This window comes from Nostoc sp. DSM 114161 (assembly GCF_052692665.1).
Genome location: NZ_CP195141.1, coordinates 6,893,568 through 6,908,133, shown reverse-complemented (window position 1 = coordinate 6,908,133; position 14,566 = coordinate 6,893,568). Strand labels below are relative to the sequence as shown.

Genomic DNA, 14,566 nt, shown 5'->3' with positions numbered 1-14,566 from the left:
TAGTTCCTAATTGTTTTTAATCGTCAATCATTAAAACAAATGTATATAGAGACGTTGTAATACAACGTCTCTAGATAAAACATTGGTGATGCAAATTATCTTATCTAAACCTTAAACCTTATTGGGTTTTAGCTATACCGATTTAAATCAGGATTCAATAGATGGAGTTACCAAAAATCCGCTGACTGAGTAACTCATTTTTTAGAAGATGCACGCCCGAACAAAATCAAAAATCTCAAACAAAAAATGGTATTACTTTGTGAGAAAACGACTCAATTATTTTCACAATTAGCCGCAGCCTTGAACGCAAGTAATTTTTTATGCTTACGCTTATTCTTATTCTTGAGGATAGCCAAATAATTATCAACGTAGCGAAAAGCAGATGCACTATCGTAAGCAGCGATCGCTATAGCTTGCAAGAAAACCTTTGAGGGAATTTCAAACCCTAAAAATTTTTCTGTTAAAATTAATAAATCTCGATCTGTGGCAGGAAAAGTAATTTCTTGTGCCTCTTCCGAATCATTAAAGATATCTTCAATTAATGCTTTGGACACTTTGTACCTCCCCAAAAGCATAAGACGCAAAGCCAGTGATGAAATTAAGCTGCTGATCGCGAGTTCGTAAGTTATCTGGGAGTTCAGTACCAGGACATCCTATTTCTCGCAAAATTTCTAAACAATAAGCACCGAGTTTGGTATATGGAGCTTGCTCCAATTCTTGAGCTACCTCCAGAGCCATCTTTAGATTGACCTGGATAACCGTCGTTACAGGGCTGGTCATAAATAAACCCTAATCAACTGGATGCTCTCAGTTTTGATCGGAAACACGAATTAAGTAACGGTGTTTTTGCGGAATTTATTAACAAGCCACATTAAAGTATCAGGGCATTTGCGGTCAAGCATCCAAAATACAAGACTGCAATCCTGCTAAAATCAAGTTCTCAGTGAATTATAGGATAATATGATGTCCGCTGAATTGCCCATAATCGGTAGTGCGGCTACTGTGGGAGAACGCCTCAAGGCTTTGGCGTTCGCAACTTCAGTTACTAAACACCACTGACAGTTTTTTGTTGTTGATAACGCTGTTTAAACTGCTGTTGTTGTCTTTTATGGTCTACAATTGGTTCTGGATAGCCAGCAGCATGGCGTTCTAAAGGTGGAATTTTACCAGTAACTAAATATTCTGTATCCACAGACCGCAATTCTCTCAGCCATTGGCGAATGTACTCTCCATCTGGATCGAATTTTTGCGCTTGGCTGGCTGGGTTGAAAATTCGCACGGGTTTGGGGTCCATCCCACTAGAAGCACTCCATTGCCAACCGCCATTATTAGCAGATAAATCACCATCAATCAGTTTCTGCATGAAGTATTTTTCTCCCAGTTGGGGATTAATTAGTAAGTCTTTGGTGAGAAAACTAGCGACAATCATCCGACAACGATTGTGCATCCAGCCACTTTCATTCAACTGCCGCATTGCTGCATCCACAATGGGGTAGCCAGTTCTACCCTCGCACCAAGCTTGGAAATGTTCTTCGTTAGTTTCCCAAGGAAAATTTTTGAAGGCGTCGCGGAAAGCACCATCAGCCAATTCGGGAAAGTTATACATTGCGTGTTGATAAAACTCGCGCCAAGCTAGTTCCTGTTGCCATGTGCGGATAGCTACTGTTGCTTCTTCGCTGCGACTATTTTCTTGCGCTTGGGTTGTGGCTTGCCAGACAGTGCGAATGCCAATGACGCCAAATTTCAAAGCTGCACTCAGTTGCGATGTTCCATCAACTGCGGGAAAATTGCGCTGTTCTTGGTATTCAGTAATGGCTTTAGTGCTAAATTCCTCTAGCCGTTCTTGCGCCGCCGCTTCTCCTGGTGAAAGAATTAATCCTCCATCCCAAATAAATCCTAAGTCTTTTGCAGAAGGTAATGCGATCGCTCCTGCTTGTTTTGCAATTTCCCGTTCAGCTTCCGTTAACCCCTCAACATTTTGCAGAGTTTCTACTGGTTGACTCTTAGATTTGCTAATCCAATTTTTCCAAAAGGGAGTATAAACCGTATAAGGTTGATTACTACCCGACCGTATTTCTTCTGGGGAATGGAGAATTTGATCCCAGTTTTGGGTAAGAAACTCAATACTTTTTTCTTTGAGGGCATTTATAATGGTGCGATCGCGCTCTTGGGAATAAGGTTCTACATCCCAATTCCAAAAAACAGCTTTCGCTGATAACGCCTCAGCTAAAGCTGGTATCCCTTGCACGGGATCGGTGTGAAGTATTAACAACTCGCTGCCAACTTCGGCATATCGCTGTTGTAATTTCTCCAAACAACCAATCATATAAGTTACCCTCACCGGGGCAACATCATCTCGTTCCAAAATCAGCGGATCGAGACAAAACACACCCACCACTTTCGGACTCTGCCGCCGTGCCGCAGCCAATCCCGTATTATCCGAAATGCGTAAATCGCGACGATGCCAAAACAGAATTAAGTCAGACATTCCACACTCAAAATAGTTCACCCGTACTAGCTTAGATGTTAATGACACCAAACAGCATCATTCTATTGATAAATTTATTTTGTATTGGGCATTGGGCATTGGGCATGGGGGGATGGGGAGTGTGGGGAGTGTGGGGAGTGTGGGGAAAGATTTCTTTTTCATCCTCCCACACCTCCCACACCTCCCACACCTCCCACACCTCCCACACCTCCCACACCTCCCACACCTCCCACACCTCCCACACCTCCCACACCTCCCACACCTCCCACACCTCCCACACCTCCCACACCTCCCACACCTCCCACACCTCTTATCCATGCCCCATGCCCCATTCCCATTCCCCGGTTTGTCAATCGGCAATAGTGGTTTTTGAATAAAAAATTGAGTATACTTTTCTTAATAGTTAATTAGTCTTCTTTATCATGGCTAACCTCCTACTTGATGACGGCACAATTGAGAGCGATTTAGGCGAAATAGTTCGTGAACTTGCCCCTCTTGGTATTCAACTCAGACACTACGACCCAGGAACATCGCTCCTTTTCCCAAATCTGGTAGACCAAGAGGTTTTAACAGAGTCTGAAAAACTTTATATTATAGAACTTCATAACAGCGTCTTTGAATTTATCCAGCAAGAAAATGAGGCTCTCTGGTCTGACTTGCTGAATCTCCATGCAGGTTCCCCCAATCTTCACCAGTTGATAGCAACATACGGTAGTTACCACACTCACAATGCTGCTGAACCCCTCTATGTATTGGCAGGAGAAATGATTTATGGCTTCGTGCGACCTAATGGTAGCCAAGTACAGCTTTTAATTCAGGCACAAGATTATCTCTACATTCCCGCAGGGGTTGAGCATTGGTGCAGCCCAAATGCCTCATTGAATTTCAAAGCAGTACGCTATTTTGCAAATGCAGAAGGATGGGTTCCTAAGTATACAGGTACTCAAATAATTACTAATTCCTAATACTCGCCTCCGACGAGAAGCAAGCTACGTAATTCCTAATTAATACCCCACGATTAACAATTCAAAATTAAAAATTAAAAATTCAAGACAGTTGGAGTTGGGGATTTAAACCTCAACTCAACTGATACTATGTGTAATGGTTGGGGTCTTAAACCCTTGATGTTACTAGAAATCCGCTTGTTATGAAATATTGATTATATTTCTAGTTTCTCCATTGATAAATGAAGTTGCTCTATCGATTACAGCGCTTTTCATTTGGATGGAATACATGCTTGAATACTAAATTATCGTAAGGGCACAACAATGTTGTGCCCCTACTGTGGTCTATTCAACTGTAAATTGCTGTAATTTAGGAATTATAAATTAGTAGCCTGGTTGCAAAACCATCAATCAATTTTACTCAACTTCTTCACAGCGAATTAACAGCATTTCCATCGCTTCTGCTAGAGAAATCAACTCTGTCCAAGACGAACCAGTGACTAAATTTTGGGCATGAGCTAATCGGTTTCGCAACTGTTCGGCAGACTTGAGGAAACGTTCGCCAAACCGCTTGGATTTGAGTCCCAGCTGTTCGAGAAGTTCTGGTTGATTTAAAACTAACTCTCGCTTATCGCAGAATTGCAGGTAATCTAACAAATCCGTAGCTTCGTTTCTTTCCTGGCTTTCTCGCCATAGCCGTCGAGCAACTTCTAACCGCTCTTTTTTCAGGATTTGTTGCCAAGAATCTTGAGGATAGTAAAGCCGCACCAACCGCAGAAGATTCATTTCTAGCAGTGTTACCAAGCCAAACAATAGCATTCGCGCGGGTGCTTTCTGCAAGTCGCCACAGGTAACGATTCCAGTCACTTGATTGCAGTCGAGAACAAACAATCGGGGAGTTTGTTGCAAAATGGGTAGTAACTTCATCAGTGGGGTGGAAATGGCAATTAATTCTTTAGGATGAAATACCCGTTGATAGTCGCTACATTTGCCATTACCTTCAATCAAACTAGAGCGTTCTACATAACCGCTAATAGTATCCCCGGTTTCAACACCGATGACATCAAAATTTTGTGCCTCCATCCAATGCAGCACTTGTGTCACCTCTGCATCAGCTGGCATGGCTTTGAGGGGTTCTGCGACGTATTCGATGGTGATATTGTTTTCAAACAAACTCCGCAGGTCTTGAGAACGCGATTTGAGGTGTTTCATCACCTTTTTGTGAACTCACATGAAATAATCCTATGGTACTCGCGCGTAGGCGTAGCTCGTCGTAGACATCGCTCGCCGAGTTTTCTGCTACATTAACCCTGCAACCGCCAAAAGGCTAAGAAAAGACAAGATATCAAGCCCTAAAATGGGGATGTTGAGGCTAACACTTAACAGCGTCGGACGTTAACATTGCCTAACACGCAGGCCAGTTAATAAGCATCCTCTTTTACCATTTTTGTTGGTATATGTGTAATTAGGGTTATCGATTATCAAGTAACAAATTATTTTGGATCTACAAAAAATAAATATCTATATAGTTAAATGTATGAGATTAATTGATGAATTTTCCTGCAAAATGGAGAAATTAGTTAGAAAAAAATGTTATTACTCAAACGATACATCGAATTGATACTTGGTAGAATCGTAACAAGGTAACCAAAATTGATAATATTATGCCAAGAAAAGAACAAGGATGGGTCACATTTCAAACCTCTGAAGAGGAGCGGAAGATTTTAGAAGAATTCTGCGAACAGTCCCAACGTACTAAGACTGAAATTTTGCGCGAACTAGTGCGTAGTCTTAATCAGCACTCTTCACCACCAATATCAGTACCAACCAAGCTGGAAGAAGAAGAATATATTTACACTCAAAAGCCTGAGTTAGAAAGTAACATTCCTAAAAAACCATTAAAAGTTAGCTCTCGCAATATTCTTAAAGGTGTCGTGAAACGAGTAGTTTATGGAGCAGTTAATAGTGAAGTAACTATCGAAATTATCCACAAAGTAGAATTAACCTCGATTATTACTAGAGCTTCTGCTGAAGAGTTAGAACTAGCTGTAGGAAAAGAAGCTTATGCAGTTATTAAATCTAATGATATAGTTATTGCCAGAGAATAGAAAAATTTTGGTTCAGAACATAATTATGTTAGTAAGATAAATTTCTCTGACTAACATTTTCGATCTGAACATCTGTAAGATAAATTAAGTATTTATAGCGATGCGATCGCAGATATTAAAAGGGAGCAATGCGATTTTGTGGGATGACCCGACCTGAAGAGCGATCGCTGGCCACTTCCCATAACGTTCCGCGAGGTCTCGCCACGGCGCTTTGGTTGTGAGTATCCAAAGGATACCATTCACCACTGTGCAGTGGTGATTATTTGGCTTACCTGTTTTTGGTTTTTCTGGTGTTAGTAACGGTTTTAACTTGGCCCAGCTTTCTTACTTAAGTCTCCTCGGTCGCTCGTTATCACAAAGCGATCGCATCTTTTTTTAGCATATAACGAGTTTGAAAACACGCTCTAACCCTACAAGTTTAAGATGAAAAACTATTAGCGCTTGATTAACTTTTGTAAAGCAGGTTTTTTAGCCTCTAAATAAATACGCCTTAGCCCCAAACTCAATTTAAGGGTGGCGCTGTTTGAAGAAAGATTAAATGTTAAATGCATTTGCTTTCTTCACAACTAACTCAAATTCTTTTGCTATAAATATAACTATCAAACTAAAAAGTTTTAGGAATTTAAAATTCAAAAATTACGAAACTGACACTCTGCATCGGTTGTTTGATTGCAATTCTTGTAGTGTTAGCACTGCACGGTTATTCAAAATGTCAGCAAACATAGCAGATGGGTTGCTCATTTACAACAATCCAGCATCTGCAAATCCCAAATCGTAAAGGCCAATTAATTACCAATAGAACTGGGGGTATATATGTTTAAAAAGATTTTAGTTGCATTAGATCGGTCGGAAGTAGGGCACAGGGTTTTTGACCAAGCGTTAAGTTTAGCACAGTTAACACAAGCTAGCTTAATGCTGCTGCATGTCCTATCACCAGAAGAAGAAGGTAGCCCTTATGTACCTATGGTATCTAATTTTGACTATTATCCGGGATTAAACAGTCAAAACTTCGAGTTATACCAAAAGCAGTGGGAGACCTTTAAAACTCAAGGTATCCAAATGTTACAATCTTTCTGTGCCCAAGCTAATACAGCAGGCATTACTACGGAATTTACACAAAATCTTGGAAATCCCGGTCGCCTTATTTGTGACTTAGCACGTAGTTATGACGCCGACTTAGTTGTGATGGGGCGTCGCGGTCGTTCTGGGCTGACCGAATTCTTTTTAGGTAGTGTGAGCAACTACGTCCTTCACCATGCTCCTTGTTCAGTACACATTGTACATCTTTCCGTTATCGCTAAAAAAGATGAACTTGTTAAAGAAACTACAAGTGCTTCAAGCGTTAACTAAGTATTAAATTGCGTAAGTCATGGATGACTGTTGACTATTAACTCAAATGCATGACCTTTTTGAGGTGGGGTGAGTTTAAGAAATAGTTGATATAGTGATACAACATTTGTAGGGGCGTACAGTTGTACGCCCTTACAACTGATTTGTGTGTTACAAAGATTTTTAGAAATAATTATTATGGAAGCGATCGCTAGCTGCACCTACTAGGTAAAATTGGGATAACGCCAACGCTTTTTGAGTGACAAAAAAATTAGATTTGAGAGTAGAAAGTGGAGCTAGAAACAATGGAACAAGATACTACAGAGATCGTTGGTTTTCACGCTCATGTCTACTTTGATACCTCAACTCGTGATGTCGCCGCCCACGTGCGTGAAGGATTAGGCGCTAGATTTGAGGTAAGGCTTGGACGCTGGTTTGACCAGCCTATCGGCCCTCACCCAAAAGGAATGTATCAAGTTGCTTTCTTACCAAATCAGTTTGAAAAAGTCGTCCCCTGGTTAATGCTAAATCGTCAAGGTTTGGATATTCTCGTTCATCCTGAAACAGGCGATGATTTGACAGACCACACCGATCGCGCCCTATGGCTAGGTAATAAACTAGATTTGAATATAAACTTTCTTCAGCAAATTACAAAAACGTAGTAATTTTAGATTTTGAATTTTCTATTTAGAATCAGCCGAAAATTTTATTGTTTTGCGATCGCACCCTTAATTTCGCAACTATCTAGTCAAGCTTGCCTCAGATCTCGCTAGAAACAATCAAAATATAACTATTTTCCCCCTATTCTAAATTACTAAATCACCCTAAAGGTTGATTATTGATAGTTTTAGGCTACTAATAAAGAGCAAAATTAACAAGCAGAATACATTCCAGACATCATACCCTGCGATTGAGGAGATTTTTCACTTCTCTAGGTAGACTATTTATCAATTCTGATTTGCTGAAATTAGTGTTAGTAAATTGGAGCGATCGCGCTGTTCAAGTGCGAAAAAATATTTACTTTAAGTTCCCCGCCTCAAGCTTTAGTAAACGTTTGAGTAGGGAAAATTTGGGTAAGTAAACAAAATCTAATTACTACTTTTGCAGTAGCAAAATCTTGAAAAAACTAAGACTATTGAAAGACAATTAATTGACAAATAAAAGTTTAAAAAATATATAACCGTAGACAAATCTGTTCAAATTTTTATAGAAAACAACAAAATATATAACCAGCAAGTACAAGAGGTAATGATGACGAACCAAAAAGTCAAAGTTGAAAAGACTGTAACCATTAACAAACCAGCAGAAGAACTTTACCGATTTTGGCGTAACTTTCAAAATTTACCGCGCTTCATCAAGCATCTCAAAGAAGTAAAGGTGTACGACGAGAAGAAAACGCACTGGATTGTTGAAGGACTCTTAGATAGAACCTTAGAGTGGGATGCAGTCATCGTTGAAGACAGAGAAAACGAAATAATTTCCTGGGCTTCAGTTCAAAGTGCAGAATTTCAAAACTCAGGTGTAGTTCACTTTAAGCCAGCGCCAGGTAATCGCGGTACTGAGGTGAAAGTAGTCAGAGAATTTAACCCGCCTGGTGGTGCGATTGGAAATGCAATCGCTAAACTCTTCGGTGAAGACCCAAAACATAACCTGACAGAAGATTTACGCCACTTCAAAATGCTGATGGAAGCAGGCGAAATTGCCACAACAGAAGGTCAACCAAGAGGTAAAGGGTAATACCAATTCAAAATGACGCTCGCGGGCTCGCTAACGCTGCGCTAACAAAATTCAAAATTCAAAATGAAGGAATCCTTATCTGATAAGGGTTTGTGAATTTGGATCTGTTTCAAACTTTTAGGAAATTGGTATAAACTATGAAAGCTGTTTGTTGGTATGGCGCTAACGATGTGCGGGTGGAAACAGTGCCAGACCCCAAAATACTTAACCCCCGCGATGCTATTCTCAAAGTCACATCGTCAACAATCTGCGGTTCTGACTTGCACATTTACGATGGCTATATCCCAACGATGCAACCCGGTGACATTATCGGTCACGAATTTATGGGGGAAATCGTTGAAATTGGTAGTGAAGTCAAGAAATTGCAAAAAGGCGATCGCGTCGTTGTTTCTTCAATGATTGGTTGCGGCGGTTGCTTTTACTGCGAACGCCAGATGTGGTCATTGTGCGATAACTCTAACCCCAACGCTTGGATGGCAGAAAAAGTCTACGGTTATTCTACATCAGGCATTTATGGCTACTCCCACGCTTTTGGTGGCTATGCAGGTGCTTTTGCAGAATACGTGCGCTTACCCTTTGCTGATTTGGGTGCAATCAAAGTTCCTAAAGATATTCCTGACGAAAAGCTGCTACCAATTTCTGATGCCTTTCCCACTGGCTACATGGGTGCAGATTTATGTAATATCAAGCCTGGAGATGTCGTAGCAGTCTGGGGCTGCGGCCCGGTTGGACAGTTTGCTATGCGTAGTGCTTATCTTTTGGGTGCAGAACGCGTCATTGGTATTGACAGATTTCCCGAACGGCTACAACTAGCTAAAGATTTTGCCAAAGCAGAAGTCATCAACTATGAAGAAGTTGATGCTGGGGAAGCACTCAAAGAAATGACCGGAGGACGGGGCCCCGATGCTTGCATTGATGCAGTGGGATTAGAAGCGCACGCCTCTGGTTTAGAAGGATTCTATGATGAAGCCAAGCAAGCAGTTCGCTTAGAAACAGATCGCCCCCACGTACTGCGGCAAATGATAGTAAGCGGTCGCAAAGCTGGTACCCTCTCAATCATGGGTGTTTATGGTGCATTTGTAGACAAGATACCAATGGGTGCTGCCATGAACAAAGCTATGACCTTCAGGATGGGACAAATGTTCGGTCAGAAGTATATGCCTATCTTGCTGGATTACGTTTTGAAAGGTGAAGTCGATCCATCTATTGTATTCACACATCACTTGCCCCTCACAGAAGCAAAGCAAGGCTTTGAGTTATTCAAGCACAAAAAAGACAATTGCATAAAAGTTAGATTGCAGCCTTGAATTAACTAGGCTAATGCGCTTACATCGCTATTTATTGTCCTTTGTCATTTCTCATTGGTCATTTGTCATTTGTCATTTGTCCTCTGGTACAAAGTTCTGATGGTCGGAAACCTCCGCTCAACGCCACAAGATTCCGATGCAGGGCGATAAGAATGCAGTGGCTCGACTTTGCACTTTGTCATTTGTCCAAAACTAATGACTAATGACCAATGACCAATGACCAATGAGGAAAAATAATGAAAGCAGTTTGCTGGAACGGCGCTAACGATATGCGGGTCGAAACAGTACCCGATCCAAAAATTCTCAATCCGCGCGATGCTATTGTTAAAATCACCTCAACTGCAATTTGCGGTTCTGACTTGCACATTTACAATGGCTACGTCCCCACAATGGAAAAGGGGGATATCATGGGTCATGAATTCATGGGCGAAGTCGTTGAATTAGGCAGTGCTGTTAAGAATTTGAAAAAAGGCGATCGCGTCATCGTACCATTTCCCATTTCCTGCGGTCACTGCAATTTCTGTCAACAAGACCTCTGGTCGCTGTGCGATAATTCTAACCCCAATGCCTGGTTAGCAGAAAAATTGATGGGTTATTCTCCGTCTGGTCTTTTTGGCTACTCCCACATGTTGGGTGGATACGCAGGAGGTCAAGCCGAATACGCCCGCGTTCCTTATGCTGATGTCGGTTTGTTTAAAATTCCAGACACCCTCACAGACGAACAAGTACTTTTTCTTACAGATATATTACCTACAGGCTACATGGCAGCAGAAAACTGCAATATTGAGCCTGGTGATACCGTCGCAATTTGGGGCTGCGGCCCAGTGGGACAATTCGCCATTCAGAGTGCTTATCTTCTTGGTGCTGAACGTGTAATTGCGATCGACCGAATTCCTGAACGCCTACAGCTAGCCGAGAAATATAGCAATGTCGAGACGCTCAACTATGAGAAAGTCGATGTCGGAGAAGCCCTCAAAGAAATGACGGGCGGTCGCGGCCCGGATGCTTCTATTGATGCTGTGGGAATGGAAGCACACGGTATGGATTTGCAGTATTTGTACGACCAGGCGAAGCAAGCAGTACGTTTAGAAACAGACCGACCAATTGTGCTTAGACAAATGATGGTTGCTAGTCGCAAAGGCGGTCACCTCTCAATTCCTGGCGCTTACGTCGGTTTCATAGACAAAGTGCCAATGGGTGCTGCCATGAACAAAGCCTTAACATTCAAAATGGGGCAAACCCACGTTCATAAGTACTTGCCCAAATTACTCGCTCACATCGAAAATGGTGATATAGATCCATCTTTTATAATCACCCATACTCTGCCGCTAGACCAAGCACCGCACGGCTACGAAATTTTCAATAAAAGGACAGATAACTGTATCAAAGTTGTACTTAAACCGTGAATTGGGCATTGGGCATTGGGCATTGAGAATTGAGACACGAATAACTGTCGATCGTTGACGGTTCACAGTCAACAGTCAACCATCTAAACCTATTATTTTAGGACTTACGCACTGTACAAATTAATCATGGTGTGCGTTTATATGCATCGGTTGTTTCAGGCTTTTATTAATCATTCTTTGGTGGTAAATAAACGCTGGGTGTAAGGGCACAGCAGTGCTGTACCCCTACGAAAGAGGTGGTTTTTCAAACATCCATATTTGGTATTTTCTGTCAATACGTAAGTCCTATATTTATTTTTTCCAGTTCCCTTATCTACTCACGAACGATCGCTAAACCCAACGCTTTGTAAGAACTTAGTATCCGATCTGATACAGTTGGTGCTGTTACCAGGTAAGTTAGGGCATGAATCGATTCCACAACATAAGGAGCAGCAGTGTCTAACTTCTCCTCTGTGGCTAATCCAACTACCTCCGCTGCTCCAGCAATCATCGCTCGTTTGACATGCGCTTCGTCCAAGTTCTGTACGCTAATTCCAAATTCTGGATGTACGCTACACACTCCCAACATGCACAAATCTGCACGAATCATCCGTAATGCCTCAACTGTAGTAGCCCCAACATTTACCAAAGCTTTTTTGTAGAGTTTTCCGCCTAACATTACAACTTCTATATGGGGATGTTCTGCTAAGGCAACAGCAATGGGAGGGCTATTTGTGACAATTGTCACCTGCAATTCCAAAGGCAAATGACGAGCTACTTGGAGAGTTGTAGTACCTCCATCTAAAATTACCACCTGCCCTGGAGAGACTAATTTGGCAGCTGCACGGGCGATCGCTTCTTTTTCTTTCGGCGCTTGCTTTTGGCGATCGGCATAAGAAGCGATCGCTGGCGAAATTAAAAGCGCCCCCCCATGAACGCGTTGCAATAAACCGGATTCGGCTAATTCCCGCAAATCCCGGCGAATCGTATCCTCAGAAACCTTTAAAACCGCACTCAGTTCCGATGACAGCACCTTTTTGTCACGCCGCAGAATCTCTAGGATAAATTGTCGTCGCTCCGCAGTTAGCATAATTTATTTTCCGGAAATTGCATATTTGATCTTGAAATTGCACGTTTGTGAGTTTATACTCATAGGTATGCAGGTTAGTGCATGTTTCCCAGAAACTTTAAATAAATTCAAGCACATTCGTGCAAGCAAGATTTAACAATCTTAGCTTGTTGATAGTCAATAAACGCTGCTTTGGGATTGGCAGATGACAGTTATCAGTTATCTGTTTACTGCCCTATGCCCAATGCCCAATGCCCAATCCCTTTAAAATCCCAGGAATAAATTATGACTGTTACTAACGTTCAATTTCCCATTGATTTGAGTGCTTACAAGCCAGTGGTTCTCGATGTTGCAAATGCAACTCTTACCTTGGAGCAACGAGAGAACCTAAAAGCAAACATTCAATTGTGTCGCGATGCGATCGTGTTTTTTACAGCCACTGGAGCTGCTACAGGGGTAGGCGGCCATACTGGAGGGCCTTATGACACAGTACCAGAGGCGATCGTACTTGATGCCTTGTTTAATTCAGCACCCGATAAGTTTGTGCCGATTTTCTTTGATGAGGCTGGACATCGAGTTGCAACTCAATATTTAATGGCAGCTTTGCATGGCCAATTACCAAGCGAACAACTCCTACACTATCGCCAAGCACACTCCGGCTTACCAGGACACCCAGAATTAGGACTAACCCCCGGCGTCAAGTTTAGTTCTGGACGACTAGGACATATATGGCCTTACGTCAATGGTGTGGCAATGGCAAATCCAGGTAAAGTAGTTTTCTGTCTTGGTTCGGATGGTTCCCAGCAAGAAGGCAACGATGCTGAAGCTGCTCGCTTGGCTGTAGCTCAACATCTTAACGTCAAACTCATCATTGATGATAACGATGTGACGATCGCCGGACATCCTTCAAAATATCTCCCTGGTTTCAGTGTCGCCAAAACCTTACAAGGACATGGATTGAAGATACTCGAAGGAAATGGGGAAGACATAGATGATCTATACCATCGGATTCACGAAGCTGTGAATACTCCCGGCCCAGTTGCCATTATTAATAAACGCCCCATGTGCCCTGGTATTGCAGGTTTAGAAGGTTCTACTCACGGTCACGATGTGATTTCTGTAGATTTAGCAATCCAATATCTCGAATCACGGGGACAAACTGCTGCTGTCGAGTACATCAAGAGTATTCAAAAACCGAAACAAACCTACACTTTTCTTGGTTCCAGTAATAAATGGGATGCTAATCGCAACGTCTTCGGTGATGCGATGGTTGCTGTTTTAAGTCGCCTCAGTGAACTAGAACGCAAGGAAAACGTCAGAGTCATCGATAGCGATCTTGAAGGTTCGTGCGGACTGAAGAAAATTCACGAAGCTTACCCGGAAATTTTTATTTCCTCTGGCATTATGGAACGGAGCAACTTTTCTGCTGCTGCCGGCTTTGGCATGGAGTCAGGAAAACAAGGTATTTTCGCAACCTTTAGCGCTTTCTTAGAAATGTGTATTTCAGAGATTACGATGGCGCGGTTGAACTACTCGAATGTGCTTTGTCACTTTTCTCATGCAGGCATCGACGATATGGCGGATAATACCTGCCACTTCGGCATAAATAATATGTTCGCTGACAATGGTTTAGATGATGGCTACCAAACACGCCTTTACTTTCCAGCTGATGCCAATCAGATGAAAGCCTGTGTAGAGTCTGTATTCTTTGAACCTGGACTGCGGTTTATTTTCTCGACTCGTTCTAAAGTACCATTCATTCTCGACAATAATGGTCATGAATTTTTTGGTAGGGACTATAAATTTGTTCCTGGTAAAGATGAAGTAATTAGAGAAGGAACGCAAGGCTACATTGTTAGCTTTGGTGATGCTCTGTATCGCTCTCTCGATGCCGTTGAGCGTCTCAAGCAAGAAGGTTTAGATATAGGTTTAATTAATAAACCAACTCTAAACGTTATTGACGAAGAGGCGATCGCAAAAATTGGTAATGCTCCTTTTGTACTTGTGGTCGAGTCCTTTAATCGTCGAACTGGATTAGGCAGCCGTTTTGGTAGTTGGTTATTAGAGCGTGGGTTTACTCCCAAATATGCTTATCTTGGTACTCATAAAGAAGGCTGTGGCGGTTTGTGGGAACAATATCCACATCAAGGGATTGACCCAGTGAGTATTATGAACAAGGTGAAGGATTTAGTGAAATAA

General features: G+C 42.0%; 14 protein-coding genes and 1 pseudogene. 8 read left to right on the top strand and 7 right to left on the bottom strand.

Annotated features, from left to right (window positions below):
- Positions 1-272: 272 nt before the first annotated feature.
- The 4 genes from NSTC745_RS28885 to NSTC745_RS28870 form a co-directional block, all read right to left on the bottom strand.
- Complete coding sequence (locus NSTC745_RS28885) at positions 273-554, bottom strand: hypothetical protein (RefSeq protein ID WP_096538457.1); 282 nt, start codon at positions 552-554, stop codon at positions 273-275.
- Entirely contained in the window at positions 535-780 is a 246-nt protein-coding gene (locus tag NSTC745_RS28880) for a hypothetical protein (protein ID WP_096538458.1), read from the bottom strand. Before NSTC745_RS28880 ends, NSTC745_RS28885 begins: the two co-directional genes overlap by 20 nt.
- 265 nt (positions 781-1,045) lie before the next feature.
- Positions 1,046-2,488, bottom strand: coding sequence for a deoxyribodipyrimidine photo-lyase, 8-HDF type (locus NSTC745_RS28875; protein ID WP_445634065.1), 1,443 nt, complete (start codon positions 2,486-2,488; stop codon positions 1,046-1,048).
- Between the two features lie 158 nt (positions 2,489-2,646).
- Positions 2,647-2,820, bottom strand: a complete 174-nt coding sequence (locus NSTC745_RS28870) for a hypothetical protein (RefSeq protein ID WP_445634064.1) — start codon at positions 2,818-2,820, stop codon at positions 2,647-2,649.
- Between the two features lie 90 nt (positions 2,821-2,910).
- Between NSTC745_RS28870 and NSTC745_RS28865 the strand changes: the two genes are divergently transcribed.
- Positions 2,911-3,453 carry a cupin domain-containing protein gene (locus NSTC745_RS28865; protein WP_445634063.1) on the top strand — a complete coding sequence of 181 codons (543 nt, stop codon included), beginning with the start codon at positions 2,911-2,913 and terminating at the stop codon, positions 3,451-3,453.
- A 396-nt stretch (positions 3,454-3,849) separates the two neighbouring features.
- Here the strand turns inward: NSTC745_RS28865 and NSTC745_RS28860 are convergent, their stop codons facing one another.
- Complete coding sequence (locus tag NSTC745_RS28860; protein ID WP_445634062.1) at positions 3,850-4,644, bottom strand: hypothetical protein; 795 nt, start codon at positions 4,642-4,644, stop codon at positions 3,850-3,852.
- 452 nt (positions 4,645-5,096) lie between these two features.
- Here NSTC745_RS28860 and NSTC745_RS28855 point away from each other — a divergent pair, with 452 nt between their 5' ends.
- Positions 5,097-5,540: a TOBE domain-containing protein gene (locus NSTC745_RS28855; RefSeq protein WP_445634061.1), complete on the top strand. Its 444-nt coding sequence runs from the start codon at positions 5,097-5,099 to the stop codon at positions 5,538-5,540.
- Positions 5,541-5,624: 84 nt separating this feature from the next.
- Here NSTC745_RS28855 and NSTC745_RS28850 read toward each other — a convergent pair.
- Positions 5,625-5,852: pseudogene (locus tag NSTC745_RS28850) on the bottom strand (transposase); the annotation flags it as partial.
- Positions 5,853-6,353: 501 nt separating this feature from the next.
- Between NSTC745_RS28850 and NSTC745_RS28845 the strand changes: the two are divergent.
- The 5 genes from NSTC745_RS28845 (at position 6,354) to NSTC745_RS28825 (ending at position 11,319) form a co-directional block, all read left to right on the top strand.
- On the top strand, positions 6,354-6,890 hold the full coding sequence (locus NSTC745_RS28845; RefSeq protein ID WP_445634060.1) for a universal stress protein: 537 nt from the start codon (positions 6,354-6,356) through the stop codon (positions 6,888-6,890).
- A gap of 284 nt (positions 6,891-7,174) precedes the next feature.
- Positions 7,175-7,531: a DOPA 4,5-dioxygenase family protein gene (locus NSTC745_RS28840; RefSeq protein WP_445634059.1), complete on the top strand. Its 357-nt coding sequence runs from the start codon at positions 7,175-7,177 to the stop codon at positions 7,529-7,531.
- 586 nt (positions 7,532-8,117) lie between these two features.
- Positions 8,118-8,606: an SRPBCC family protein gene (locus tag NSTC745_RS28835; RefSeq protein ID WP_445634058.1), complete on the top strand. Its 489-nt coding sequence runs from the start codon at positions 8,118-8,120 to the stop codon at positions 8,604-8,606.
- Positions 8,607-8,743: 137 nt separating this feature from the next.
- Positions 8,744-9,913, top strand: coding sequence for a zinc-dependent alcohol dehydrogenase (locus NSTC745_RS28830; protein WP_445634057.1), 1,170 nt, complete (start codon positions 8,744-8,746; stop codon positions 9,911-9,913).
- 236 nt (positions 9,914-10,149) lie between these two features.
- Complete coding sequence (locus tag NSTC745_RS28825) at positions 10,150-11,319, top strand: zinc-dependent alcohol dehydrogenase (protein ID WP_445634056.1); 1,170 nt, start codon at positions 10,150-10,152, stop codon at positions 11,317-11,319.
- Positions 11,320-11,632: 313 nt separating this feature from the next.
- Here NSTC745_RS28825 and NSTC745_RS28820 read toward each other — a convergent pair whose 3' ends face one another.
- On the bottom strand, positions 11,633-12,388 hold the full coding sequence (locus NSTC745_RS28820; protein ID WP_445634055.1) for a DeoR/GlpR family DNA-binding transcription regulator: 756 nt from the start codon (positions 12,386-12,388) through the stop codon (positions 11,633-11,635).
- 264 nt (positions 12,389-12,652) lie between these two features.
- Here NSTC745_RS28820 and NSTC745_RS28815 point away from each other — a divergent pair, with 264 nt between their 5' ends.
- On the top strand, positions 12,653-14,566 hold the full coding sequence (locus tag NSTC745_RS28815) for a transketolase C-terminal domain-containing protein (protein ID WP_445634054.1): 1,914 nt from the start codon (positions 12,653-12,655) through the stop codon (positions 14,564-14,566).